The 24,111-nt window shown below is 63.5% G+C and carries 22 protein-coding genes; 13 read left to right on the forward strand and 9 right to left on the reverse strand.

The features are described from left to right. The first annotated feature begins 31 nt into the window (after window positions 1–31). Window positions 32–1,744, forward strand: a complete 1,713-nt coding sequence (locus tag JJB74_RS09420; RefSeq protein WP_200591594.1) for a long-chain-fatty-acid--CoA ligase — start codon at window positions 32–34, stop codon at window positions 1,742–1,744. A 59-nt stretch (window positions 1,745–1,803) separates the two neighbouring features. On the opposite strand, the gene JJB74_RS09425 is transcribed toward JJB74_RS09420, so the two are convergent. Beyond that, complete coding sequence (locus JJB74_RS09425; protein WP_200591595.1) at window positions 1,804–2,073, reverse strand: GlsB/YeaQ/YmgE family stress response membrane protein; 270 nt, start codon at window positions 2,071–2,073, stop codon at window positions 1,804–1,806. A 250-nt stretch (window positions 2,074–2,323) separates the two neighbouring features. Continuing rightward, window positions 2,324–3,448 carry a sigma-54 interaction domain-containing protein gene (locus JJB74_RS09430; protein ID WP_200591596.1) on the reverse strand — a complete coding sequence of 375 codons (1,125 nt, stop codon included), beginning with the start codon at window positions 3,446–3,448 and terminating at the stop codon, window positions 2,324–2,326. 351 nt (window positions 3,449–3,799) lie between these two features. Between JJB74_RS09430 and JJB74_RS09435 the strand changes: the two genes are divergently transcribed. From JJB74_RS09435 to JJB74_RS09445, 3 genes are all read left to right on the forward strand, one after another. Continuing rightward, window positions 3,800–4,762 carry a TAXI family TRAP transporter solute-binding subunit gene (locus JJB74_RS09435; protein ID WP_200591597.1) on the forward strand — a complete coding sequence of 321 codons (963 nt, stop codon included), beginning with the start codon at window positions 3,800–3,802 and terminating at the stop codon, window positions 4,760–4,762. A 107-nt stretch (window positions 4,763–4,869) separates the two neighbouring features. Then, window positions 4,870–6,954: a TRAP transporter permease gene (locus tag JJB74_RS09440; protein ID WP_200591598.1), complete on the forward strand. Its 2,085-nt coding sequence runs from the start codon at window positions 4,870–4,872 to the stop codon at window positions 6,952–6,954. Continuing rightward, window positions 6,951–7,343, forward strand: coding sequence for a DUF1850 domain-containing protein (locus tag JJB74_RS09445; RefSeq protein ID WP_200591599.1), 393 nt, complete (start codon window positions 6,951–6,953; stop codon window positions 7,341–7,343). Before JJB74_RS09440 ends, JJB74_RS09445 begins: the two co-directional genes overlap by 4 nt. On the opposite strand, the gene JJB74_RS09450 is transcribed toward JJB74_RS09445, so the two are convergent. Beyond that, complete coding sequence (locus tag JJB74_RS09450; RefSeq protein WP_200591600.1) at window positions 7,340–8,140, reverse strand: CsgG/HfaB family protein; 801 nt, start codon at window positions 8,138–8,140, stop codon at window positions 7,340–7,342. The genes JJB74_RS09445 and JJB74_RS09450 overlap by 4 nt on opposite strands. 334 nt (window positions 8,141–8,474) lie before the next feature. Here JJB74_RS09450 and JJB74_RS09455 point away from each other — a divergent pair, with 334 nt between their 5' ends. Beyond that, window positions 8,475–8,810 (forward strand): hypothetical protein, encoded by a 336-nt coding sequence (locus tag JJB74_RS09455; RefSeq protein ID WP_200591601.1) that lies wholly within the window; start codon window positions 8,475–8,477, stop codon window positions 8,808–8,810. A gap of 50 nt (window positions 8,811–8,860) precedes the next feature. Further along, window positions 8,861–9,685: a class I SAM-dependent methyltransferase gene (locus JJB74_RS09460; protein WP_407672317.1), complete on the forward strand. Its 825-nt coding sequence runs from the start codon at window positions 8,861–8,863 to the stop codon at window positions 9,683–9,685. Between the two features lie 49 nt (window positions 9,686–9,734). Here JJB74_RS09460 and JJB74_RS09465 read toward each other — a convergent pair whose 3' ends face one another. Continuing rightward, complete coding sequence (locus JJB74_RS09465) at window positions 9,735–9,941, reverse strand: hypothetical protein (protein WP_200591603.1); 207 nt, start codon at window positions 9,939–9,941, stop codon at window positions 9,735–9,737. Window positions 9,942–10,124: 183 nt separating this feature from the next. On the opposite strand from JJB74_RS09465, the gene JJB74_RS09470 reads away from it, so the two are divergent. Continuing rightward, window positions 10,125–10,721, forward strand: a complete 597-nt coding sequence (locus JJB74_RS09470; RefSeq protein ID WP_200591604.1) for a DUF938 domain-containing protein — start codon at window positions 10,125–10,127, stop codon at window positions 10,719–10,721. An 18-nt stretch (window positions 10,722–10,739) separates the two neighbouring features. Here the strand turns inward: JJB74_RS09470 and JJB74_RS09475 are convergent, their stop codons facing one another. The 3 genes from JJB74_RS09475 to JJB74_RS09485 all read right to left on the reverse strand — a co-directional run bounded on the left by JJB74_RS09475 (window position 10,740) and on the right by JJB74_RS09485 (window position 13,852). Continuing rightward, window positions 10,740–12,053 carry an alpha/beta hydrolase family protein gene (locus tag JJB74_RS09475; protein WP_200591605.1) on the reverse strand — a complete coding sequence of 438 codons (1,314 nt, stop codon included), beginning with the start codon at window positions 12,051–12,053 and terminating at the stop codon, window positions 10,740–10,742. Between the two features lie 128 nt (window positions 12,054–12,181). Then, the gene (locus JJB74_RS09480; protein ID WP_200591606.1) at window positions 12,182–12,556 is read right to left on the reverse strand and encodes a hypothetical protein; all 375 of its coding nucleotides are present in this window, start codon (window positions 12,554–12,556) and stop codon (window positions 12,182–12,184) included. 129 nt (window positions 12,557–12,685) lie between these two features. Continuing rightward, window positions 12,686–13,852, reverse strand: a complete 1,167-nt coding sequence (locus tag JJB74_RS09485; RefSeq protein ID WP_200591607.1) for a mandelate racemase/muconate lactonizing enzyme family protein — start codon at window positions 13,850–13,852, stop codon at window positions 12,686–12,688. A gap of 93 nt (window positions 13,853–13,945) precedes the next feature. Between JJB74_RS09485 and JJB74_RS09490 the strand changes: the two genes are divergently transcribed. From JJB74_RS09490 to JJB74_RS09510, 5 genes are all read left to right on the forward strand, one after another. Then, a complete protein-coding gene (locus JJB74_RS09490; RefSeq protein WP_200591608.1) occupies window positions 13,946–14,851 on the forward strand; it encodes a LysR family transcriptional regulator in 906 nt (301 codons plus the stop codon). A gap of 199 nt (window positions 14,852–15,050) precedes the next feature. Beyond that, entirely contained in the window at window positions 15,051–15,530 is a 480-nt protein-coding gene (locus tag JJB74_RS09495; RefSeq protein WP_200591609.1) for a helix-turn-helix transcriptional regulator, read from the forward strand. Then, the gene (locus JJB74_RS09500) at window positions 15,527–16,201 is read left to right on the forward strand and encodes a nucleotidyl transferase AbiEii/AbiGii toxin family protein (protein ID WP_200591610.1); all 675 of its coding nucleotides are present in this window, start codon (window positions 15,527–15,529) and stop codon (window positions 16,199–16,201) included. The genes JJB74_RS09495 and JJB74_RS09500 overlap by 4 nt, the downstream gene beginning before the upstream one ends. A gap of 296 nt (window positions 16,202–16,497) precedes the next feature. Further along, window positions 16,498–17,589, forward strand: a complete 1,092-nt coding sequence (locus JJB74_RS09505; protein WP_234484097.1) for an NAD(P)H-dependent flavin oxidoreductase — start codon at window positions 16,498–16,500, stop codon at window positions 17,587–17,589. A 43-nt stretch (window positions 17,590–17,632) separates the two neighbouring features. Next, window positions 17,633–18,241 carry a hemerythrin domain-containing protein gene (locus JJB74_RS09510; protein ID WP_200591612.1) on the forward strand — a complete coding sequence of 203 codons (609 nt, stop codon included), beginning with the start codon at window positions 17,633–17,635 and terminating at the stop codon, window positions 18,239–18,241. A gap of 34 nt (window positions 18,242–18,275) precedes the next feature. Here JJB74_RS09510 and JJB74_RS09515 read toward each other — a convergent pair whose 3' ends face one another. Continuing rightward, window positions 18,276–19,115 (reverse strand): universal stress protein, encoded by an 840-nt coding sequence (locus JJB74_RS09515; protein ID WP_200591613.1) that lies wholly within the window; start codon window positions 19,113–19,115, stop codon window positions 18,276–18,278. Window positions 19,116–19,334: 219 nt separating this feature from the next. On the opposite strand from JJB74_RS09515, the gene JJB74_RS09520 reads away from it, so the two are divergent. Then, window positions 19,335–22,016: a bifunctional acetate--CoA ligase family protein/GNAT family N-acetyltransferase gene (locus JJB74_RS09520; RefSeq protein ID WP_200591614.1), complete on the forward strand. Its 2,682-nt coding sequence runs from the start codon at window positions 19,335–19,337 to the stop codon at window positions 22,014–22,016. Between the two features lie 36 nt (window positions 22,017–22,052). Here the strand turns inward: JJB74_RS09520 and JJB74_RS09525 are convergent, their stop codons facing one another. Further along, window positions 22,053–23,936, reverse strand: a complete 1,884-nt coding sequence (locus JJB74_RS09525) for a bifunctional diguanylate cyclase/phosphodiesterase (RefSeq protein ID WP_200591615.1) — start codon at window positions 23,934–23,936, stop codon at window positions 22,053–22,055. Window positions 23,937–24,111: the final 175 nt, after the last annotated feature.

Below are 24,111 nucleotides of genomic sequence, written 5' to 3' on the forward strand. Positions count from 1 at the left end.
ACACCAAAACCATAACGACGGAGACGACAAGATGAACGAGCATCCCTGGATCAAATCCTATCCCCCCGGCGTGCGCTGGGATGCGCCGCTGCCCATCATGCCGGTGCAGCAATTGCTCGACGATGCCGCCGCGCGCTGGCCCGAGCATGTCGCGCTGGACTTCATGGGCAGGGCGATTTCCTATGGCGAGCTGCTCGACCTTGCCAACCGCGCCGCCGCGGGCCTGCAGCGCCTGGGCGTGGGACCGGGCGTGCATGTGGGCCTGTTCCTGCCGAACACGCCGCATTACGTGATTGCCTTCTTCGGCGTGCTGAAGGCTGGCGGCACCGTGGTCAACTACTCGCCGCTGGACGCAGAGAAAGTGCTCGAGCACAAGGTCGAGGACAGCCAGACCGACATCATGATCACGCTGGACCTGATGGCGCTGTATCCGCAGATGGGCCGGGTGAAGGGGCATTCACGCCTGAAGCATCTCGTCGTCGGCCGCCTCGATGAAATGAGTGCGCATCCGACGGCCGTGCGCGCGCAGATGGAAGGCGCCGGCATGCTGGCGCAGACCGCGCCGGACGACATCGCCTTCACCGCGCTGCTGGACAACGATGGCCGCTACCAGGCACATGCGCTGCCCGATCTGCACGACGCCATCGCGGTGCTGCAATACACCGGCGGCACCACCGGCCTGCCCAAGGGCGCGATGCTGACCCATGCGAACCTCACCAGCGCCTGCAGCCAGATCCTGGCCACGATCAACGGCGAGCCCAAGGTGCTGGAAGAAGGGCAGGAGCGCTTCATGGCGGTGCTGCCGCTGTTCCACATCTATGCGCTCACGGTCAACATGCTGTTCGGTCTTGCGCTCGGCGCGCAGCTCACGCTGCATACCCGCTTCGATGCCGAGGCCGTGATGAAGGACCTCGCCGCCAAGCGCATTACAGTCTTCCCCGGCGTGCCGACGATGTACACCGCGATCCTGAATCATCCGAAAGCCGGCGAGTACGACTTCTCTTCGCTCAAGTTCTGCAACTCCGGCGGCGCGCCGCTGCCGGTGGAAGTCAATCAGCGTTTCCAGTCGTCCACCGGCTGCCGCCTGCTCGAAGGCTGGGGCATGACCGAGACCTCGCCCACCGGCACCTTCACGCCTTCGCATCTGCCGCAGCGCCTGGGCTCCTGCGGCATTCCGACGGTAGGCGTGGATATCCGCTTCGCCAGCCTGGAAGAACCCGGCCGCTGGGCCGGCATCGGCGAGCGCGGCGAATTGTGCATACATGGCGCCAACGTGATGAAGGGCTACTGGCACAAGCCCGAGGCGAATGCGGAAGCCTTCACGCCCGATGGTTATTTCCGCACCGGTGATGTCGGCTACATGGATGCGGACGGCTTTGTCTACATCGTCGACCGCACCAAGGACATGATTTTGTGCAGCGGCTACAACGTCTATCCGCGCGTGGTGGAGGAAGCAATCTATGAGCATCCATCGGTGGCCGAGGTCAGCGTGATCGGCGTGCCGGATAGCTATCGCGGCCAGTCGCCCAAGGCTTTCGTGACGCTGAAGAAGGGCGCCGAAGCATTCACGCTGGAAGAATTGCAAGCCTTTCTGAAGGACCGGCTGGGCAAGCATGAAATGGTGCAGGCGCTGGAGATACGCGCCGAGCTGCCGAAGACGCCAGTGGGCAAGCTGTCGAAGAAGGAGCTGTACGCGGAAGAGAATGAACGCCGCGCGCAGCAAGCGGCAAAAGCACGGGCATAAACGCGGACCGCCGGCATATGCCGGCGGTCAGTCAAACGGGGAAAGCTGCCAGACTTCGTTCACCGAGGCGTGCCGCGGCGGAACAGGTTGACGATGGCCAGCAGGATCACTGCGCCAAGCAGCGAGACGAGCAGCGAGCTGATCGAGAAGTCGTTCTGGTTGATGGTGCCAGTGCCAAACAGCGGAGCGAGCAGCCAGCCGCCCAGGAGGGCGCCGATGATACCGACGACGACATTCAGAAACATGCCCTGTTGGGCATCCGTACGCATGATCATGCTTGCGACCCATCCCAGCAAACCACCTACCACGATCCAGATGATGAAGTTCATGTCGATCTCCTAAACGATTGAGAAAATCGCTTCGGGCCTGAAGATAAAGCCCTCGGCAACCATATCCATGCGCTGTGGCGGCTGGTTCCTCGGCGCCGCCGCAACACACGTCCAGCTTCGTAGCCTATGTGTTAGCAATCCCCGGGCCAGCTTCCTCCTCTATAAAAAACAAAGACTTGGATGGGCTTTCCGCATCACTTGTAAATGCTCCATAGTGGCTTGCAAACAATACACAAAGCATGACAGGCGATCAGGAATTCACGTTCGCATTGGCCTGGCGCTGCGGCAGCGCCGGCTCGTTGAAGATCTTCGACTGGTACTCGTTCAAGCGGTTGTACAAGGTCTTCAGGCTCACGCCGAGCATCTCGGCAGTCTGCGTCTTGTTGCCGCCGCAGTAGCCGAGCGTGGCGAAGATGAGGCGCTGCTCGGCATCGGCCAGGCGGCTGCCGAGCGGGAAGGTGACGCAATCGGCTTCCACGCCCGAGACCACGGGCTTGGCCGTGCCCATTGCGCCGGCGAGGTCGAGCTCGTTGTCGGCAAGGATGTAAGCCCGGTGCACCATGTTCTTCAACTCACGCACATTGCCCGGCCAGTGGTATTCATTCATGAAGCGCAGCGACGACTTGGAGAAGTTCTTGCGCGTGCCTTCTTCTTCGTTATGCCTGTCTAGAAACACCCGTGCCAAAAGCTCGATATCGCGGCCGCGCTCGCGCAGGGTCGGCACCGCAATGGGGAACACTGAGAGCCGGTAGAACAGGTCGGCGCGCAGATGGCCGTTGTCCACGGCGATCTGCGGATCGCGGTTGGTGGCGGCGATGACGCGCACCTTGACCTGCATCTCGTCATCCGCGCCGACGCGCGAGAAGCGGCCGGTCTCGAGCACGCGCAAGAGCTTGACCTGCATCTCCATGGACATCTCGGTGAGCTCGTCGAGAAACAGCGTGCCGCCGGCGGCACGTTCAAAGCAGCCTTTATGCATGCGCACCGCGCCGGTAAAGCTGCCGCGCTCATGGCCGAACAATTCGGCCTCGATCAGTTGCGGAGAAATCGCGCCGCAGTTCAATGCGACGAAAGGCTTGTCGGCTTCTCGGCTGAGCCGGTGGATTTCGCAGGCCACCAGCTCCTTGCCGGTGCCGCTTTCGCCGGAAATGAGTACATTAGCGCGCGTCGGCGCGACCTTGCTGATCAGGCGGTACAGATGGCGCATTGGCTCAGAGCCGCCATGGATATCGCCGCAGCGCGCGGCTTCATCGTCACATGGCATGTGCGCGGTGGATGCGGCGCGGTGGGATTCTTTCTCGAACGTGGAGATCGCCGTATCTTCCATGCCCGGCATGCCGACTACATTTCCGAATACATTCAGTCCGTTGCTCATGGGCTTCTCCGGTCAAATCGGTCTTGCAAATTTTGCGTATCTCATCTTCACTGAAATGCAAAATTTTCAATACCCGTGTTTCTCCGATTCTTATGTAGGAGCTTGCCGACACTTCCGCGTCTCATGCGCAGACGCATACCTGTGCATGAGATGCGGTTCTTACATGGGCTCGATCCAGGCTGTTATGCCATGCGCTAAGCTTGCGGCGCTTGTGCCAGACCAAGCGTCAGTCAGACTTCGACCATCCATCCGACGCAAGACCCCTTTGCGTGAACGCCTTGCGTTTGCCGCAATGACATAGAATGACCCCGCTGCATCAATTCAATAAATCAATAAAACATGGAGACCAGCATGACCCACCGCATCACGCGCGGCTTATTCGCGCTCACCTGCCTGTTCCTTCTCGTCCTTGCACATCCGGCGCGGGCCGCTCAGCAGTATGTGAATGTGCTTACCGGCGGCACTTCCGGCGTGTATTACCCGCTCGGCGTGGCGCTGTCGCAGTTGTACGGCAAGGCCTTGCCCGAGGCCAAGGTCACGGTGCAGGCGACGAAGGCTTCCGCCGAGAATCTCAATCTGCTGCAGGCCGGACGCGGCGAAATCGGCTTCACGCTTGGCGACAGCCTGTCCGATGCCTGGAAGGGCGAAGCCGAGGCCGGCTTCAAGACGCCGCTGAAGAAGCTGCGCGGCGTGGCAGCCATCTACCCGAACTACATCCAGATCGTGGCCAGCGCCGATTCCGGCATCAAGACCCTGGCGGACCTGAAGGGCAGGCGCCTGGCGGTCGGTGCGCCCAAGTCCGGCACCGAGCTCAATGCGCGCGCGGTGCTGCGCGGCGCGGGCCTGTCCTACAAGGATCTTTCCAAGGTCGAGTATCTGCCCTTCGGCGAATCGGTTGAGCTGATCAAGAACCGCCAGCTCGACGCGACGCTGATCTCCGCCGGCCTGGGCGTGGCCGCACTGCGTGATCTGGGCACCTCGGTGAAGATCGTCATCGTGCCAGTGCCGGCCGATGTGATCGCGAAGATCGGCGATCCGGCTTACCAGGCCGGCATCATTCCCGCCAACACCTATGAAGGTCAGGACAAAGACGTGGCAACCGTGGCGATCCAGAACTTCCTAGTGAGCCATGAAGGCGTGTCCGCTGACGTGGTCTATGCGATGACCAAGGCCATGTGGGCGAACCTTGACCATCTCACCGCCTCGCATGCCGCGGCCAAGGCAATGAAGCGCGACAACGCCGTCAAGGGCATGCCGGTGCCCATGCATCCCGGCGCGGAAAAGTACTATCGCGAGATCGGACTGATCAAGTGAGACAGGCAAGCCCGACAAGGCATTAGCCCCATAAAGCAAAGTCCATAAGGCCAGGGGGCGGAATGCGATCCGTCCCCGCGGCCCGATACCGCGACCAGGAGACCGCCATGAATGATCCGCTGCACCAGCACCCCGCCCACGCCGACGCCGCGTCCGAAGAATTTTCCGAGCACGGCGTGCAACGCAAGTTGGTTGGCAGCGCCCTGATGCTGCTCACCGGCCTTGCGCTGTGCTTTTCCACCTACCAGCTCATCATCGCCGCATTCAGCCCGCTCTCCAGCCTGGTGACGCGCTCGCTGCATGTGGGCTTTCTGATGCTGCTGACCTTCATCCTCTATCCGGCCAGCAAGCACGGCAGGCTCGATCGCGTGGCGCCCTCGGACGGGCTGCTGGCGCTGGCCGGCTTTGCGCTGTCCTTCTATCACTGGGTGTTCGAAGCCGACCTGATCCAGCGCGCCGGCGACCCGTCGACCGCAGACCTGGTGGTCGGCACCATCATGGTGGTGCTGCTGTTCGAAGCGGCGCGCCGCGTGCTCGGCCTGGCGCTGCCCATCGTCTGCGCCAGCTTCCTGCTGTATGCCTTTGTTGGCCAGTATCTGCCCGATGCGATCGCGCACCGTGGCTTCGGCTATGACCAGATCATCGGCCAGCTCTATACCGGCACCGAGGGCATCTACGGCGTGCCGACCATGGTGTCGGCAACCTATATCTTCCTGTTCATCCTGTTCGGCGCCTTCCTCGAACATGCCGGCATGATCGGCCTGTTCAATGCGCTGGCCCTGGGTATGGTGGGGCGCGCCAAGGGCGGTCCGGCCAAGGTGGCGGTGATTTCTTCCGGCTTCATGGGCACGATCTCCGGCTCGGGCGTGGCCAATGTGCTGACCGTCGGGCAATTCACGATTCCGCTGATGAAGCGCTTCGGCTACAGCGCCGTGTTCGCCGGCGCGGTCGAGGCGACGTCTTCGATGGGCGGCCAGATCATGCCGCCGGTCATGGGCGCGGTGGCTTTCATCATGGCCGAGACGCTGAACGTGCCTTACCTGGAGATTGTCAAGGCCGCGGTGATCCCGGCGGTGCTGTATTACCTGACCGCGTTCTGGATGGTGCATCTCGAAGCCGGCCGCGCCGGGCTGAAGGGCTTGCCGAAGGAACAGTGCCCGAATCCGATCGAAGCCTTGAAGAAGGGATGGTACCTGGTGCTGCCGTTGGCGGCGCTGGTGGCGATGCTGTTCCATGGCTTCACGCCGATGTTCGCCGGCCTCACCGGTCTGGCCCTGACCGCGATCCTGATCCTCGGCGCGGCGGTGGCGGCACGCCTGTCGGCCATCGCTTTCCGCTATGTGTTCTGGCTGGCGCTGGCGCTGGCCGCGTCGGCTTTCCTGAAGTGGGGCATCGCGCCGATCATCGTGATCATCGCTGCCCTCGCCATTGCCTGCCTGTTCGTGCACGGCGGGCGCGATACGCTGCGCGCGGTGCGCGCCAGCCTGGTCGATGGCGCGCGCCAGGCGATACCGGTGGGCATCGCCTGCTCCATCGTTGGCGTGATCATTGGCGTGCTGACGCTGACCGGCGCGGCATCGAGCTTCGCTGGCTTCATTCTCGATATCGGCCAGACCAGTCTGTTCCTGTCGCTGCTGCTGACGATGCTGGTGTGCCTGGTGCTCGGCATGGGCATACCGACGATTCCGAACTACATCATCACCAGCTCGATCGCCGCGCCTGCCTTGCTGAAGCTCGGCGTGCCGCTGATCGTGTCGCACATGTTCGTGTTCTATTTCGGCATCATGGCCGACCTGACGCCGCCGGTGGCGCTGGCTGCCTTCGCCGCGGCATCCATCGCCAAGGCCTCGCCGATGCGCATCGGCTGGAAGGCCACGCACATCGCGATCGCCGGCTTCGTGATCCCGTACATGGCGGTCTACGATCCGGCGCTGATGCTGCAGGGCGACTGGACCGTGTTTTCGGCGGGCTACATGGTGATCAAGGCGGTGCTGGCCATCATGCTGTGGGGCGGCGCGGCGGTCGGCTACCTGTGGGCGCCGCTGCGCATGGTCGAACGCGTCGTCGCTACGCTCGCGGCGCTGCTGCTGGTGGCCGCGGTGCCGCTAACCGATGAGCTCGGCTTTGCGCTGACCGTCGCCTTCCTGGCCTGGCATGCGTGGCAGATCCGCAGGCTGCCGGCGGTGGCATGAGCGGTCTGTGCCTGGCGGCGGCCGGGCTGGTGCTGGCCCTGCCGCTGCAGGGCTTCACGCTGGCCTGGACGCATTCGATCGAGAAAGTCCGATGGGAAGAGGATTACCGCATCACGGCCGGCCGCCTGCAGGTAGTCGAAGCGCGCATCCTCGGCACCGGCGCCGGCATGGAGCCGCCGCCGGACGCCGTATTGAAGGAAGGCGTCTGGCATTACCGGCCGCAGATTGCGCCGCTCGAGCGGGTACGGCTGACGCGTTCCGGGTATGTGGCCGACTATCAGTTCTGCGCGGCCGGGCAGTGCCGGCCGCTCGGTGACATCGTCGGCGCGCAAGCCGATACGGTCGACATGTATGCCTGCGACACAGGGGCTGGGCCAGCGCGGCCTTAATTCACCTTCAGATTGCCGCCGTTGCCCAATCCGCCCGGGACATCCTGCGCACGGTAATTGCGCACTGCCCGCACCAGGCCGTTATAGGAATCCATGAAGGCGGCGGCAAGCACCTTGCCCTGCGGCGTATTGGTGAAGCCGCCAGCACTGCCCCAGCCCGATCCGCCAAACATCGCACCGGCGATGCCGAAATCCCAGTTCTTCGCGCTGCCTTCGGAGGCGGCGAGCTGCACCCCGGAACGGTTGTCGGTCAACAGCAGCATCGTCGAAGCTTCATTCGACTTCACCGAGCCAGCCAAGGCGGTAACGGCGCCGGCCCAGCCGCCGAGTCCGATGTTGCCGCCGCCGGTGCCGCGCTGCGAAAAGCTGATCGACGGCGTGGCGGTGTAATCGGCGGCGACCATCTGGCCTTTGCCCATCTTGCTGGTGCTGCGCAGCTCCCCGCTTTTCGCCAGCTCCCGTTCCATGTTCATGTTGTTGAAGGCGCGGCCGCGCTCGACCACGACAAAGCAATTCGACTGCTGCACTATCAGACGCAGCAGCGGGACAGTCGATTGCACGCGATATTGCTGGTAGAGCTCGGACAGCCAGGGCTGATTCGCTTCCTCGACGAAGGCAATGGTGCCGAGAGGCTTGTCGCAGCGCTCGAGCTGGGTATTGGCGTTCTGTGCATTAGCGCCTCCGGCCGCGCCGGTGGCGACGGTCTTGGCGCTGGCGTCTCCCATGTTGACCGGCATCGATTGGCAGCCAGCAAGGGAACCGGCGCCGCAAAGCACTGCAAATAAGGCTCGTTTCATGATCTTTCCTGAATGACGGGTGGAAGTGGCGGATGGGCAGGCATCCGGCGAACTCTTTTCCTGTACGTTCAAGGCTGGTCGGCGATCCGGTCGCGGCGCGTGCCACGAGCGCCGGCGCCGTCCGCGGCCGCGCAGAGAACAAGGCGGACCCCGCGAGCCATCCGGAAAAAAGGGCAGCGGCTGTGTGGTAAAGGCTTATGCGCAGTTCCCGGCCTGTTTGATTGTTCGCGTTACGAACCGATTGCGATGGCGCACCCTTTGCCCGCGCTCGACACGCGCGCCGCCGAATTCGACTACCATCCGACACTTCCGCAATGCGCAAGCGAGGATCTTCATGAGCCAGAGCCGGTTTTTTCCGCACCCACCCGTCAGCGTCGACGACCTCGATGCCTTCATGCATCGCATCGATGCCGGCGACGGCGAACTCGCCGCCCTGTCCGACGAGGGCCGTGAACAGCTCAGGACCGAACTGGCCGAAGCCTGGCTTGCGGATTATCTCGACGACTATCCGGTGCCGGCCGGCCTGGACGACGCCGCGGCGCAATACCGCGCGATCGCTTCCGGCGACAGGTATCCGCATCTGCCCGAGCATGTGCGCGAGGATCTGCTGATCCAGTTCAACGCGGTGCATGGCGAGGGCGGCCCTGAACATTGGAAATGGCAAGAGTGAAAAAGCAGAACGGGCAAGCTCCGCAAGCCCAAGAGGACAAAGCGCATCCGCTGGCCGATGAACTGCGGCCGGGCCAGTCGCTGGAATTGCTGAAGGAACTGCACATCCTGACGCGCGACGGCAAGCTCAACCAGGACAGCCGGCGCAAGTTGAAGCAGGTGTACCACCTGTACCAGTTCATCGAGCCGCTGTTGAAGCAGGTGCTGGAAGACAAGCCGGACATCCAGCTCGTCGATCATGGCGCCGGCAAGTCCTATCTCGGCTTCATTCTGTACGACCTGTTCTTCAAGGGCCTGCCGCCGGGCTCGACGGTGTACGGCATCGAAACCCGCGATGAACTGGTGGAGCGCTCGCGCGAGCTGGCGCGACGCTTTGGTTTTGATGGGATGCGCTTTCTGAATCTGTCGGTGGCGGAGTCGATCGCATCAAGCGAGCTGCCGGCGCAGGTCGATGTCGTTACCGCGCTGCATGCCTGCAATACCGCCACCGATGATGCGATCCGCTTCGCGCTGGAAAAGCGAGCTCGCTTCATCGTGCTGGTGCCATGTTGCCAGGCCGAGGTGGCGAGTGTACTGAAGCGCAACAAGGCCAAGTCGCTCGCGCGCGATGCGCTGACCGAGATCTGGCGCCATCCGATTCATACCCGCGAATTCGGCAGCCAGGTGACGAATGTGCTGCGCTGCCTGCAGCTCGAGGCGCATGGCTATCAGGTGAACGTGACCGAACTGGTCGGCTGGGAACATTCGATGAAGAACGAGCTGATCATTGCCAGCTACAGGGATTTACCGCGGACAAGGCCGTCGGCGCGGCTGCAGGAAGTGCTGCGCAGCCTGGGTCTGGAAGAGCTTGAAGAGCGCTTCTTCACGCCGGCGTAAGCGGCATCCGCGCTCGTGAGGAAGCGCGGATGCCGGTCGAGGCGAAGACTCAGTGCAGTGTGACCGGTTCGATCTCGAGGGTAATGCTGACTTCTTCCCCGTCGTCCAGCGACAGCCGCGCTTCCTGTGCGCCTTCGGCCTTGGCCATGCGCACGATGCACTCCAACGCTTCCACGTACAGCTCGTGGTACTGATCGCTGCTCAGCTGCGTGAAGGCGTCCGCGAAGGTCTGGATGGCTTCTTCAGTATTGCTCATGGAAATCCTCGCCATTGTGCTGATCTCGATAATTGAATGACGATTCGATTAAAGCATTTCCGGGCCGGCGCCGGCGTAGGAGAAAACCGCCAATTGATGTAGGAAGCAAGGGGAAAACGCCGGGGAAGCCGAACAGGATATTGCCCCGCGTCGTGTTGTCAGCAGCAGAACAGGGAGAAGGCGATGCCACCGAAGGAATTTTCCGCAGCTACCGACCGCAACAAGGAGCCGATACTTGCAGCGCTGCGCGCATTGCTGGCCGATAGCACGACTGTGCTCGAGATCGGCAGCGGCACCGGCCAGCATGCGGTGCATTTCGCAGCAGAGCTGCTGCAGCTGCGCTGGCAGACCAGCGATCTGCCGGCCAACCATGCGAGCATCCGCGCCTGGATCGCTGACTCGGGGCTGGCCAATGTGCTGCCACCGCTGGCGCTCGATGTCGCCGGGAACGCCTGGCCGCCCGGGCCGTTCGATGCGGTCTACAGCGCCAATACCAGCCACATCATGTCGTGGCCGGAAGTCGAAGCGATGTTTGCTGCCGTCGGCCGGATACTGGCTCCCGGCGGCGTGTTCTGCCTGTACGGCCCGTTCAATCGCGGCGGGCAATACACCAGCCCCGGCAATGCGGATTTTGATGCGGCACTGAAGGCGCGCGCGCCGCACATGGGCTTGCGCAATGCGGAAGACGTCGATGCGCTGGCGCGGCAGCAGGGGCTCATGCCGATCGCGGATATCGCCATGCCGGCCAATAATGCGCTGCTGGCCTGGCGCCGCGCCTGATCCCGATTGCCTGAAGGTTTATTCGCCCTGCAGCGGCAGGGTCGGCGCCGCCGGCGCCAGCGGCCTGGCGGCTACGGCCAGGGTATTGGCCGTGACGGTATCCGCAGCCTTTGCCATCGCGGCGCCCGCAGCATCGACGGTTGAGCTGTCCGTGGCCGGCGCCGCATCGGCCAGGTTTGCCGGCACCGGCGGCGCATCATTCCATACCACCCGGTCATCCACCGCATACAGCTTGCACGGCGTGCCGCTGCTCGCGCGGCAGGCCGCCAGCGCGCGCCACTCCGGGTTTTCGCCTTCCTCGGCCCAGCTCCAGGCGCCGTTCGGCGCCACCGCGAAGGCACGCGGCGTTTCCTTGTCGAGAAAGGCGCGATAGGCGCTGCGTCCGCCGTCGTGCAGATACGGAATCGCTTCCACGTCGTTTAGCGCCGCGAAGTGCGAGGCCGGCAGCGGCACATCGTCGGCGATCGCCACGGTGACTTCCGTCGGCATGCCGATGCGCTCGAGAAACTTGCGGGTTTCCGGCCACCAGACCGCAAAGCCATCCTGGCTGCCGGCCAGGCCGTGGGCATCGCGCTTGAACGGGCCATAGGCGACGAGCTCGGCGTGGCCGCCGGCGCGCACATAGTCGTCGCGCAGCTGCGCAGCCAGCGCCGGTCCGAAATAGCTGTCGTTCTGACCGTAGAACCACAGGCTCGGCAGCCCACTGTGTGCGCCATACGTCGTGAAAGCCGCTTCCAGGCCGGACTGCCACGGGCAGCTGTCGTCGTCGGAACGCAGACCGCCGGCGAAATTGATCAGTCCGCGCACGCCGGGCAGATCGGCCGCGCCGGCGGCCATGGTCGCCAGGCCGCCGTAGGACTGGCCGGCGACGATGATGTGGTTCGCATCGACCCACGGCTGGGTGCGCGCCCAGTCGAGTGCGGCGCGGATGTCATTGGCCTGCAAATAACCATTGGCTGTCATGTTGCAGCCGTAGTCGGTGTATTCGCCGCCGGAATGGGCAAAGCCGGTGCGCATCGGAATCATCACCGCATAGCCGCGACGCACGAATTCCCGACTCAGATAAACGAAGCGGTCGCGGCCCTGCGCGCGCGGATCGCCCGGCTGCTTGCCATGGTTCATGATCAGCAGCGGAAACGGCCCCGGACCGCTCGGACGGAAAATGGTAGTTTCGAGCTGCAGGCCGCCGTCGCCGGTCGAGGAGGGCATCATGATGACCTCCTCGTTGAGCCTGGCATCCAGCGGGGCATCCGGCAGCGGCTGCGCATGGGAATGGGCAGCCGCGCCGAAGGACAGCGCAATCAGGATGGATGCGGTAAGGCGGGCGAGCATGCGGCACTCCGGAAATTTGAGCGATGGCAACGAGCCATTCTAAAAATCAAGTTTCCACGATTCAATACCGCATTGACAATTCCTGAAAAAATTTTTCTTCAGTGAAATTTTGCCAACTGCTTTTTTGATCAGCGACCGGCGACCAGCATGCTGTTCAAGGCCTTGCCTTGACGACAAAGCACTCTTGGTGCTTCTTCACGTGAACGGCATGCCGCTTCGTTGTCGACCTGGCGGACGACTTGCACCTTGTCATGCTGGATCACGGTGTACCAGCCGAAGGCGTCATAGGCGGCCTGTTGCCTGATCCATCCCATCTGGGAGGCAAGCATGCCGAACAGGACAAGGGCGGCAACGATGCTGAATAGATATCGCGCGGTGCGCTCGAAGCGGACAAAGAAGACAGACATGATATTTCCTGGATGCAATGCAATATCATGCCATGGCTGCAAGGAAATATCATGCCCAAAGGAAAATGAAGTGTTGCACATATGCGATAAACGCACTTCATTTGCCAGGTAGGGACAGGCGACGGAGGAGGGATCTCGGCGCGTCTCACATCACGCTGGGCGGCCGGCATGGCTCGCCGGTTCCGGCGCCGGGCGGACAGCGGCGTCGCGTTCGCTGACAGTCGATCAGGCGCTCAATTCCTGCATCACCGAAATCAGGTTCGACTTGCCCTCGAAACCGATGCCCGGCAATTCCGGCATCACGATGCGGCTGTCCTTGACTTCCACGCCGTCCGGGAAGCCGCCGAAGGGCTGGAACAGGTCCGGATACGATTCATTGCCGCCCAGGCCCAGGCCAGCGGCAATGTTCAGCGACATCTGGTGACCGCCGTGCGGAATGCAGCGCGATGGTGACCAGCCGTGCTCGCGCAGCATGTCCAGCGTGCGCAGGTATTCGACCAGGCCATAGGACAGTGCGCAATCGAACTGCAGCCAATCGCGGTCGGCGCGCATGCCGCCGTAGCGGATCAGGTTGCGGGCATCCTGCATCGAGAACAGGTTTTCGCCGGTGGCCATCGGATTGCGGTAATAGCTGCGCAGCACCGCCTGCAACTCATAGTCGAGCGGATCGCCGGCTTCCTCGTACCAGAACAGGTTGTACTGGTCGAGCGCCTTGGCGTAGGCGACGGCGGTGTCCATGTCGAAGCGGCCGTTGGCATCCACGCACAGCCGCTGGCCGTCGCCGAGGATGGACAGCACCGATTCGATGCGGCGCTGGTCTTCGGCCAGGCTGGCGCCGCCGATCTTCATCTTCACCACGCTGTAGCCGCGCTCGAGGTAGCTGCGCATCTCGTTCTGCAGCATGGTGTCGTCCTTGCCGGGATAGTAGTAGCCGCCGGCCGCGTACACGAACACTTCGCGGTTCGGCTTGCCGTCGCCGTATTCATCGGCCAGATGCTGGTACAGCGGCTTGTTCGCGATCTTCGCCACCGCATCCCACACCGCCATGTCGATGGTGCCCATCGCCACCGAGCGCTCGCCGTGGCCGCCCGGCTTTTCATTCCTGAACATGCAATCCCAGATCTTGTGCGGATCGAGGTTGCTGCCATCGGCGTTCACCAGGCTTTCCGGATCGGCTTCCAGCACGCGCGGAATGAAGCGTTCGCGCATCAGATTGCCCTGGCCGTAACGGCCATTGGAGTTGAAGCCGTAGCCGACCACCGGCTTGCCGTCGCGGATCACATCGGTGATGACGGCCACCAGCGACAGCGTCATCTTGGAAAAATCGATGTAGGCATTGCGGATCGGCGAGCTGATCGGGCAGGTCTTTTCGCGGATTTCTACGATTCTCATGGCGGTATATCCATTGCGGGTTGAACAGTGTGGCAAAGCATAGCCGCCTCGGGCGCTCCTATAATTCACCCAGGTTCACTCCATACTTCACCCATGGTTAAGAATGACATCAGTTCAGACATGGCCTTCTTCGTGCTGCTGGCCAAGCGCGGCAGCCTGTCTGCGGTTGCGCGCGAGCTCGACATCACGCCGCCGGCGGTGACGAAGCGGCTGTCGCAGCTGGAAGCCCGGCTTGGCGTGCGCCTGGTCAATCGCACCACGCGTACCCTGAGCCTGACCGGCGAAGGTCAGGTGTATCTGGCGCATGCGACGCGCATCCTTGACGACATCCGCGTGATGGAAGACGAGGTCTCGAGCAGCCGCGCCGCGCCGCGCGGGCTGTTGCGGGTGAATGCCACGCTTGGTTTCGGCCGTACCACGATTGCGCCGCTGATCTCGCGCTTTTCAAAGCGCTATCCCGAAGTCGAGGTGCAATTGCAACTGACTGACCGGCCGATCGACCTGGTGGAAGAAGCCTTCGATCTCGGCATTCGTTTCGGCGCCTTGCCCGACACCCGGCTCACCGCGCGCCGCATCCTGTCGAACCGGCGTTTCCTGTGCGCTTCGCCGGCCTACCTCAAGCGCGCCGGCATGCCGCAGACGCCGGAAGACCTGGCGCAGCACAGCTGCATCGTGCACCGTCAGAACGACGATGCCTGGGGCATCTGGCGGCTGATGAAGGGCAGGCGTGAGATTAATGTCAAGGTGAGCGGGACGCTGTCGAGCAACGATGGCGACGTGGTGCTGGGCTGGGCGCTCGATGGCCACGGCATCCTGCTGCGCTCGGAATGGGATGCGGCCAAGTACCTGGCCTCGGGACGGCTGCAGGTGGTGCTGCCGGACTATGCGCCGCCGCCGGCGGATCTGTTTGCGTTTTATCCGAGCCGGCAGCATATGCCGGCGCGCAGCAGGGTGTTTCTGGATTTTCTGGTGGGGCAGTTCACCAAATCGGGAGATTGATTCCCGCGGCCTTGCGGGAGCCCTGATGCGCTCGCGCAGAAACCGATGAGGTCGACAAAGTTCGGCAGCCGCCGATCTCGGCACTTTCGTTTGCCGTGCCCGGGAAGGACAGGTGCTTGCGTCGCACGCGCGACCCATGCCACTGGCCTGCAGACAAAATGTAAGGTATGTTTTGCATATTTTCTGCTGTGGGGGAACCATGCAACTTCTCGAAATCGGCCGCCAGGTTGAAAAGCGCCGCACCGAATTGCAGCTCACGCAGGCACAGCTCGCCAGGATGGCAGGCTTGTCGCGCTTGACGATCAACCAGCTGGAATCGGGCCGCATCAAGGATCTCGGCGTTGCGAAGCTGATGACGCTGCTGGCCCTGCTCGGTCTGGAATTGAACTTGCAGCCGCATGCCAGTCAGCGCGGCTTGTTCAAGGCCACTGTGGCAGCCAATGTCAGCTACGAAGGCCAACTGACGCAGGAAAGGCTGGCCGAAGCGCTGGCGTCGGGCGCGATTCCGCGAGGATATGAACCGCATGTGTCAGCCATTCTGGATGAGGCACCATTGCCTTTGGTGGTCAAGGCGGTGGAGGAAGCCGCTACCCAGACCGGCGTTGCGCCGAAGCGCATCTGGAAACACCTGTCGCACTGGTCGCGCACCTTGCACCTGTACCGTACGGTGTGGCAGTGAGCGCGCCGTCCAGCCTGCCCGACGGCCCGTGGCAAATTCTGCTGCGGCACGCGCTGACCCTGATCGATGAAATCGACCGGCATGGCAGGTCCAACCCATACTGGACTTTTGGCGGCGGCACGGTGCTGATGTTGCGGTATCAGCACCGCTTGTCCAACGACATCGATTTGTTCGTTCCCGATCCGCAGTACCTCGGGTACGTGAGCCCCCGCCTGTCCGATGTCGCGGCCAGCATCTGTGCTGATTACGAGGAAGGCGCGCAGTTCATCAAGCTCAGTTTGCCGGAAGGGGAAATCGACTTCGTCGCATCGCCGAACTTGATGCCCTCGGCTGTCGAGGAATGGGTGTTGTTCGACAGGCCCGTGCGAGTCGAGACCTCGACGGAGATCGTCGCCAAAAAGATGTGGCACCGTGGTGATCGGCCCACGGCGCGTGACCTGTTCGACCTGTGCCTGGTGATCGAGCGGGAGCCCGAGGCATTGCGCGCGGCAGCGCCGTTCCTGATGCGCCATCGAGAAGTGTTCTTGCGCGAGATTGTTGCGCATGCGTCACCCCTTACTAGCCGGTTCGCCGCTATCCGTACGCTGCGCTATACCCCGAGCTATGAGCGCTGCGTCGCGCTGGCCACCGAGTTTCTTCTCTCCTTGCCGCATACCGCAATGAAGACATGACCGCGTGGGCGGCACGAATCATTGCGGCGTGCAGTGCTACGGATGTCATCACGAAGATATGGAGACTTGCCGGATATATCGTCAGCATGCACGGTGACTGCTGCCACAACACAAATCCGCTTGCCCATTTACCCGCTCCATCCCTCCCGGGCAATTTTGACCCATATCAATTTTTCAAAAACCCCCGTTTGCTACAGTCGGCCGTCCCCATCATTCCCAAGCCCATCGTGCAGCAAACTGCCTTGCCTCCCCTGATCATCAAGAACCATCAACTCTTGCCCATCGTGCAGGGCGGCATGGGCGTGGGTGTTTCCGCGCATCGCCTGGCCGGCACTGTCGCCAGCCTCGGCGCGATGGGAACGATCTCCAGCGTCGATTTGCGCCGGCATCATCCGGACCTGATGGCCGCGACCGCGAAGTCGCGCGACAAGGCCGCGATCAATGCGGCAAACCTCGTTGCGCTGGATCGTGAAGTGCGCGCCGCATTGGACCTGGCGCAAGGACGCGGCATGGTCGCGGTGAATGTCATGCGCGCCGTCGCCGAATACGCCGCCTATGTGCGGCAATCCTGCGAAAGCGGCGCGCAAGCCATCGTGGTCGGCGCCGGACTGCCGCTGGACCTGCCGGAGCTGACCGCCGCGTTTCCCGATGTCGCGCTCATTCCCGTCCTGTCCGATGCCCGCGGCATCGCGCTGGTGCTGAAGAAATGGATGCGCCGCAACCGGCTGCCGGATGCCATCGTGATCGAGAATCCGCGCTTTGCCGCCGGCCATCTCGGCGCGCCGCGCATCGAGGAAATCAATGCGCCGCAGTATGCCTTCCCGCGCGTGATCGAAGGCGCATTGCAGGTGCTGCGCGAACTCGGCATCGAGCGCGAACGCATCCCGCTGATTGCCGCTGGCGGCATCCATGGCCATGAACAGGTACGGGGCTTGCTGAATCTCGGCGCATCCGCCGTGCAGCTCGGCACGCCCTTCGCGGTGACCGAGGAAGGCGATGCCCATCCCGAATTCAAGCGCGTGCTGGCCGAAGCGCGGCCCGAGGACATCGTTACCTTCATGAGCACGGCCGGCCTGCCGGCGCGGGCGGTGAAGACACCCTGGCTGGAATCCTATCTGCTGAAGGAAGAGAAGCTGTGCACCAAGGCGCACAAGCGCGATTGCATCGTGTCTTTTGATTGCCTGCATCAATGCGGCTTGCGTGATGGCGACGCGAAGGCCGGCCAGTTCTGCATCGATCTGCGCCTGGGCTATGCGCTCAAGGGTGATGTGCAGCGCGGCCTGTTCTTCCGTGGCTCCGAACCGCTGCCCTTTGGCCGCGCCATACGCCCGGTGCGCGAACTGCTGCAATACCTGTTGACCGGGTTCGCCGGCGTGCAGGCAGCGTGAAGACGCGTTGCCGACAAGTGTGACCGTACTGGAGAAACACATCATGTTGACGACCAAGGCCAAGCCATCCGCCACATCCACGCTGCGCATGCTGCATGAAGAGCATGAACGCCTGGCCGCAATTCTGCAGGGATTGCGGCATCTGCTGCGCGCGGCGCAGTCCGGCGCGCATCCGGATGCGAAGGTGTTTCGCGCGATGCTGCTTTATATCGCCGATTATCCGGAGCGGCTGCATCATCCGAAGGAAGACCAATGGCTGTTCGCTCCACTGGCGCGCCATACCGGCGATTATGACGAGGTGATCAACGAACTCGAAACGCAGCATGCCGAAGGTGAAGCCATGGTGCGCGAGCTGGAGCACATGGTGATCCGCTATGAATTCGGCGGCGCCGCGCTGCTGCTGCCGTTGCGCGACATGGTCGAACGCTATGCCGATTTTTATTTCCGTCACATGCGGTTGGAGGAAGAAACCCTGTTCCCGGTATTGACGCGTTTCCTGACCGACGAGGAATGGCGCGATGCGCACCGGGCTTTCTCGGGCAATGTCGATCCGCTGGCCGGTCAGGAGGTGAAGGGCAGCTTCGACAAACTGTTTTCCACCATTGTCAGCATTGCGCCGGCCCCGATCGGATTGGGGCCGGAACTGCAATAAGGCGAGGCGCTCAATACACAGCACCGTGCGCGGTTCAATGCGCCATCAGCACCGGCAACGTCATCGATTCGAACACGGTGCGCGAGGCGCCGCCGAGCAGCATCTCGCGGAAGCGGCTATGCACGTAGCAGCCCATCACCAGGAGGTCGGCGCCTACATCGGCGGCCAGCGACAGCAGCGCATTGCCGCTGTCCTGTTCGGTGGTTTCCTGCAGCACTTCCACCTTCAATCCATGCCGCGCCAGATACAGTGCCAGGTCCGCGCCCGGCTGCTCGCCATGCACATTGACCTGCTTGTCGGCATTGAACACCACGACCCGCACATCCTGCGCCGCGCACAGCAATGGCAACGCGCCGGCGATGGCGCGGCTGGCAGCAAGGCTGCCGTCCCAAGCCACCAGCGCATGCCGGCCGACATGCTCGAACTGCCCGGCATACGGCACCACCAGCACCGGCCGGCCGCAATTGCCCACCACATACTCCGTGAAGTCCGAGCCAATGCCGGGCAGGGCTTCATCGAGATCGGTTTGCGACAGCACCACCAGGTCGGTGTAGCGCGCGAGCAGGCTGATGCCGCCGGCCGGTTCATCCTCGACCAATTGCCGCTCCCACGAGGGCACGCCGGCCGCGCGCACCGTTTCCTCGAATTGCGCCAGCGCGCTTTCGGCCTGACGGCGCAGGAAGTTCAGGTGCTGCGTCAGCGCCGGGTCCTGCATGTTGATGCCGCCGGTGGCGGCGACGAAGCGCGACAGGCCGGTGGCGGCAGCGCCGATCAGATGCGCGCCGTGGCGCAGCGCCAGGTCGGCGGCGATGCGCATGCGCTGCGGCGCATGGCGCGATTGGTCGACATGCACCAGGATGGTTTTGTAAGACATGGCAAGGTCCTTTCGCTGGAATTCATCAATGGATGCGTTGTCTAGAGAAGGTTGTTGCGCCGGGGCGCGTGCATCCGATGCGCACCGAAAGCGTATGCGCACTGGAGGCCCCAGTCCACAACGCAGCGCCTTGTCCGCATTCATGTTTTGGCGGATTTTGACTCAGGTCAAAATTCGCCATGCCTGCCAGAAACCTCGCATTCCAGGTCGGGAGTCGAAATGAGCATACGCAACCTGCAGTTCCTGTTCGAACCGAAGTCGGTCGCGGTGATCGGTGCATCCGAAAGAGCGCACAGCGTTGGCGCGACGGTGCTGACCAACCTGCTTTCCGGCGGCTTCACGGGCCCGGTGTATGCGGTCAATCCGAAATACCGCGAGTTGCAGGGGCGGCCGGTGTATGCCGACATCGCAGCGTTGCCAGCGGCGCCGGATCTGGCAGTGATCTGCACGCCGCCGCACACCGTGCCGGGCATCATTGCCGAGCTGGGCGCGCGCGGGACGAAGGCCGCGGTGGTGCTGACCGCGGGCCTGTCTTCAACGTGCGATGCGCATGGCGTCACGCTGCGCCAGCGCATGCTGGAGGCTGCGGGCAAGCATCTGCTGCGCATACTCGGTCCGAACTGCGTCGGACTGCTCGCGCCCGGCATCGGCCTGAACGCGAGCTTCGCGCACACCAATATCAAGCCCGGCCGCATCGCCTTCCTGTCGCAATCCGGCGCGCTGGTGACCGGCGTGCTCGACTGGGCCAAAAGCCGCGACATCGGTTTCTCGCGCTTCGTGTCGCTGGGCGACAGCGCCGACGTCGATTTCGGCGACCTGCTCGATTACCTCGCCAGCGATGGCGCCACGCGCGCGATCCTGATGTACGTGGAGGACATCCACAATGCGCGCAAATTCATGTCCGCCGCGCGCGCTGCAGGCCGCAGCAAGCCTGTGGTGGTGATCAAGGCCGGTCGCGCGGTCGAAGGCGCGCGCGCCGCGGCCTCGCATACCGGCGCGCTGGCCGGCTCGGACGCGGTCTATGACGCCGCGATTCGCCGCGCCGGCATGCTCAGGGTGTTCAACACCGAAGACCTGTTCAGCGCGGCGGAGACGCTGGCGCGTTCGAAGCCGTTGTTTGGCGAGCGCTTGTGCATCCTCACCAACGGCGGCGGACCGGGCGTGATGGCCACCGATGCGCTGATGGCCGAAGGCGGCAAGCTTGCGCAGCTGTCGCCGGCAACGCTGGACAAGCTCGATGCGGCGCTGCCGCCGACCTGGTCGCATGGCAATCCGATCGACATCATCGGAGACGCGCCGGCCGAACGCTATGTCGCGGCGATGGAGGCGGCGCTGCAGGACCGGGAATGCGATGCGCTGCTGTTCATCCACGCGCCGACCGCAATCGTCGACAGCCGCGAGATCGCGCACGCGGTCGCGCCGCTGGCCGCGCAGACTTCGCGCAATGTGCTCGGCTGCTGGCTCGGCGGCGACGGCCTGCTGGATGCGCGGCACATCTTCTCGGAGCGCGGCATTCCTACCTATGCCACGCCCGAGGAAGCGGTGCGCGCGTTCATGCAGATCGTGCAGTACCGCCGCAACCAGCAGACGCTGATGCAGGTGCCGCCGTCGATGCTGGAAGATTTCGCGCCGCAGCGCGAGGTGGCGGCGACTCTGCTGCGCGAGGTGCTCGATGCCGGCCGCAGCACGCTGTCCGAGCCGGAATCACGCCATCTGCTCGAAGCCTATGGCATCCCGGTAGTGGCCACGCGCACCGCGGCCACGCCGGAGGAAGCGGCGCAGTTCGCCGAGGAGATCGGCTTTCCGGTCGCGGTGAAGATTCTGTCGCCGCAGATCCTGCACAAGTCCGATGTCGGCGGCGTCGCCCTCGATCTCGAAGACGCGAAATCGGTGCGCGCCGCCGCCGCGGCCATGCATCGCCGCCTGACCAAGATGCTGCCCGAGGCCACGCTCGCCGGCTTCACGGTGCAGGCCATGGCGCATCGTCCGCTGGCGCATGAGCTGCTGCTGGGCGTGGCCACCGACCCGGTGTTCGGCCCGGTCATCATGTTCGGCCAGGGCGGCGTCGAAGTCGAGGTCAGCGACGACCATGCGATGGAATTGCCGCCGCTGAACCATGCGCTGGCGCAGTCGCTGATTGCGCGCACCCGGGTGGCACGGCTGCTCAAGGGTTACCGCAACCGCCCGCCGGCGGACATGGCGGCAATAGGTCGGGTTCTGGTGGCCTTGTCGCAGCTGGTGATCGATCAGCCCGAGCTCGTGGAGCTGGACATCAATCCGCTCCTGGCAGACGCCAATGGCGTGATCGCGCTCGATGCGCGGGTCAAGCTGGCACGGCCGGCGACGGGAAGCGCATCGCGGCGCCTGGCGATCCGGCCGTATCCGAAGGAACTCGAGGAAACCGTGTCCTGGCAGGGCAAGCCGCTGCTGTTGCGGCCGATACGGCCCGAGGATGGCGAGGAACACCTGCGCTTCTTCAATGCGCTCGACCCCGAGGATGTGCGGCTGCGCATCTTCTCGCGCATGCGCGAGCTGCAGCCGGCGCAGCTCGCGCGGCTCACGCAGATCGATTACGACCGCGAGATGGCCTTCATCGCCAGCCGCAGGCGTGCTGACGGCAGTTTCGAAACCCTGGGCGTGGCGCGCGCCATCGCCGACCCGGATGGCAACAAGGCCGAGTTCGCCATCATCGTGCGCTCGGACATGAAAGGGCAGGGCCTGGGCCGGTTGCTGATGGAAAAGCTGATCGCTTATTGCGGCAGCCGCGGCATACGCGAGATCGTCGGCGAAGCGCTGCACAGCAATCGCGCGCTGCTGGGCCTGGTCCGAAGGCTGGGATTCTCGACGCATCCGGCCGTGGGAGATGAAACCGAGGTGCTGCGGCTGCCGTTGCAGGCATGAGCGCTGAAACGGGCGCATGCCTGCCATGGACGCCGGTCAGGACGCGGGCGGCGACGTCGGTGCGAAGCAATACCCGTTGCGTCCGCGGCGCTTGGCTTCATACATCGCCGCATCGGCCTCGGACAGCAATTGCGCCGTGCCGGTCTGCCGCTCCGGCGGACGTAGCGCGATGCCTATGCTGGTGCCGATGCATACCGTGCAATCGTCGAGCACGAAGGGGCGCGCCAGCGCCGCGCGTATGCTCTCGGCAACGCGCTCGCACGCGGCCACGGGAATGTGTTCAGCAACGACCACGAATTCATCGCCGGCAAGCCTGCTGACGAAGTCCTGCTGCCGCACCACCTGGCGAATGCGTTGCGCAACCTGCCTGAGCAAGGCGTCGCCGGTTTCATGGCCATGGCTGTCGTTGACGCCCTTGAAGCCGTCCAGGTCCATGAAGAACAGCGCCAGGCCGGCGCCGCTATCTCCGGATGCGCCGGATGCGCCGGATGCGCTCGCTGCACTGAAGCTTTGCTCCATCTTTTCATGCAGCGCGCGCCGGTTCGGCAGGCCGGTCAGGGGATCGAGCATGGCCTTGTCATGCATCAGCTTTTCGGCGCGCTTGCGTTCGGTCACGTCCTGCGACATCACATAGAAGCCGACGACTTCGCCGTCGCGCACATCGGGAACATAGGTGCCGCTCCAGACGCGCGGCTGCGCAAGGCTGTAGCGCACGTTGTCGCAGGTGACGCGCTCGCCCGCCAGCGCGCGGCGGAAATAGGGCAGCAATTGCTGGTACAGCTCCGGGCGCAGCACACTCGCCAGAGGCTTGCCGGTCAGCTCGGACGTATCGACGCCGAACACCTGGCGGTACATGTCGTTGTTGAAGGTGTAGCGCAGTTCGCGGTTTACATGCGCAATCAGCACCGGCAGGTTGTCCGTGATGGTCTGCAGCATTTCGCGGCTGGCGGCCAGCGCGGCGGTGCGTTCCCGTACCCTGTGCTCAAGTTCGGCCTGATAGTCGTGCTGCAACGCTTCGTCGCGCTTGCGATCGGCGATGTCCTGAATCACGGCGATCAGGTGCACCGGCGTGCCTTCCTCATCGCGCACCAGCGATACGCTGATCTGTACCCAGATCCAGGAGCCGTCCCGGCGCAGATAGCGCTTTTCCATCGAAAAGCTCTGGCGCCGGTCGACCATCAGTTCCGCCAGCAGCCGCAGGTCTTGCTCCAGATCGTCCGGATGCGTGATCTCGGCAAAGGTCTTCTGCAGCAGCTCTTCCGCGGCATAACCGGTGATCTCGCATAGCTTGGGATTGACGTCGATGAACCGGCCCTGCAGATCGACCAGGGCCTTGCCCGTCGGCGAGCGCTGGAACACCGTGGAAAAGCGCGCCTCGGAAAGCGCTAGCGTGCGCCGGTCCTGTTCCTGCACCAGGCGGGTATCCATTGCCGCCTCGCGCTGGGCGATCTCGCGCTCCAGCGTTCTGGCGAGATCGCGCAGCGCCGCGGCGGCGTTTGGAGCGAGCTTGCGCGGCTGGGTATCGATGGCGCACAGGGTGCCGAGCACGAGGCCGTCATGGCTGCGCAGCGGCACGCCGGCGTAGAAGCGAATGAAAGGCGGCCCGACGACGAGCGGATTGTCGGCAAAACGGGTGTCGGCATGCGCATCTTCGATGACGAGCATGTCCGCTTCATGCAGCGCATGGGCACAGAAGGCAATGTCGCGCGGCGTTTCGCAGACATCGGTGCCTATCCGGGACTTGAACCACTGGCGATTTTCATCGATCAGGCTCACCAGCGCGATCGGCACCTGCAGCATCCCGGCAAGCAGCCTGGTGATGCGGTCGAAGCTTTCCTCCGGCGGCGTGTCGAGCAGTTCCAGGTGCTTGAGCAGGCGCAGACGCGCGGCCTCATTGGCGGGTAGCGGAGCGATCAGCATGGGCGATGATTCTGTTGTGGCAGGAAGATTTCCGGAGTGCGGTGCCGTGAACGCGGCGCAATGGCAGGCGGGCAGGATGGACCTTGCCATTGATTAACGGATGTACGACTGAGAAATTGAGTCTCCATTCCAGCACATTGATCAATATATGGCAGCGCACGCAGGGTGCAGGCAC

It is taken from the genome of Noviherbaspirillum pedocola (genome assembly GCF_016632335.1).
Taxonomy (GTDB): Bacteria; Pseudomonadota; Gammaproteobacteria; order Burkholderiales; family Burkholderiaceae_D; genus Noviherbaspirillum_A; species Noviherbaspirillum_A pedocola.

Bases quoted from the DNA above. Each gene is read 5' to 3' on its own strand.
- JJB74_RS09420 (WP_200591594.1), top strand. From the start codon at position 32: ATGAACGAGCATCCCTGGATCAAATCCTATCCCCCCGGCGTGCGCTGG.
- JJB74_RS09425 (WP_200591595.1), bottom strand. From the start codon at position 2,073: ATGAACTTCATCATCTGGATCGTGGTAGGTGGTTTGCTGGGATGGGTC.
- JJB74_RS09430 (WP_200591596.1), bottom strand. From the start codon at position 3,448: ATGAGCAACGGACTGAATGTATTCGGAAATGTAGTCGGCATGCCGGGC.
- JJB74_RS09435 (WP_200591597.1), top strand. From the start codon at position 3,800: ATGACCCACCGCATCACGCGCGGCTTATTCGCGCTCACCTGCCTGTTC.
- JJB74_RS09440 (WP_200591598.1), top strand. From the start codon at position 4,870: ATGAATGATCCGCTGCACCAGCACCCCGCCCACGCCGACGCCGCGTCC.
- JJB74_RS09445 (WP_200591599.1), top strand. From the start codon at position 6,951: ATGAGCGGTCTGTGCCTGGCGGCGGCCGGGCTGGTGCTGGCCCTGCCG.
- JJB74_RS09450 (WP_200591600.1), bottom strand. From the start codon at position 8,140: ATGAAACGAGCCTTATTTGCAGTGCTTTGCGGCGCCGGTTCCCTTGCT.
- JJB74_RS09455 (WP_200591601.1), top strand. From the start codon at position 8,475: ATGAGCCAGAGCCGGTTTTTTCCGCACCCACCCGTCAGCGTCGACGAC.
- JJB74_RS09465 (WP_200591603.1), bottom strand. From the start codon at position 9,941: ATGAGCAATACTGAAGAAGCCATCCAGACCTTCGCGGACGCCTTCACG.
- JJB74_RS09470 (WP_200591604.1), top strand. From the start codon at position 10,125: ATGCCACCGAAGGAATTTTCCGCAGCTACCGACCGCAACAAGGAGCCG.
- JJB74_RS09475 (WP_200591605.1), bottom strand. From the start codon at position 12,053: ATGCTCGCCCGCCTTACCGCATCCATCCTGATTGCGCTGTCCTTCGGC.
- JJB74_RS09485 (WP_200591607.1), bottom strand. From the start codon at position 13,852: ATGAGAATCGTAGAAATCCGCGAAAAGACCTGCCCGATCAGCTCGCCG.
- JJB74_RS09490 (WP_200591608.1), top strand. From the start codon at position 13,946: ATGGTTAAGAATGACATCAGTTCAGACATGGCCTTCTTCGTGCTGCTG.
- JJB74_RS09495 (WP_200591609.1), top strand. From the start codon at position 15,051: ATGCAACTTCTCGAAATCGGCCGCCAGGTTGAAAAGCGCCGCACCGAA.
- JJB74_RS09505 (WP_234484097.1), top strand. From the start codon at position 16,498: ATGGGCGTGGGTGTTTCCGCGCATCGCCTGGCCGGCACTGTCGCCAGC.
- JJB74_RS09510 (WP_200591612.1), top strand. From the start codon at position 17,633: ATGTTGACGACCAAGGCCAAGCCATCCGCCACATCCACGCTGCGCATG.
- JJB74_RS09515 (WP_200591613.1), bottom strand. From the start codon at position 19,115: ATGTCTTACAAAACCATCCTGGTGCATGTCGACCAATCGCGCCATGCG.
- JJB74_RS09520 (WP_200591614.1), top strand. From the start codon at position 19,335: ATGAGCATACGCAACCTGCAGTTCCTGTTCGAACCGAAGTCGGTCGCG.
- JJB74_RS09525 (WP_200591615.1), bottom strand. From the start codon at position 23,936: ATGCTGATCGCTCCGCTACCCGCCAATGAGGCCGCGCGTCTGCGCCTG.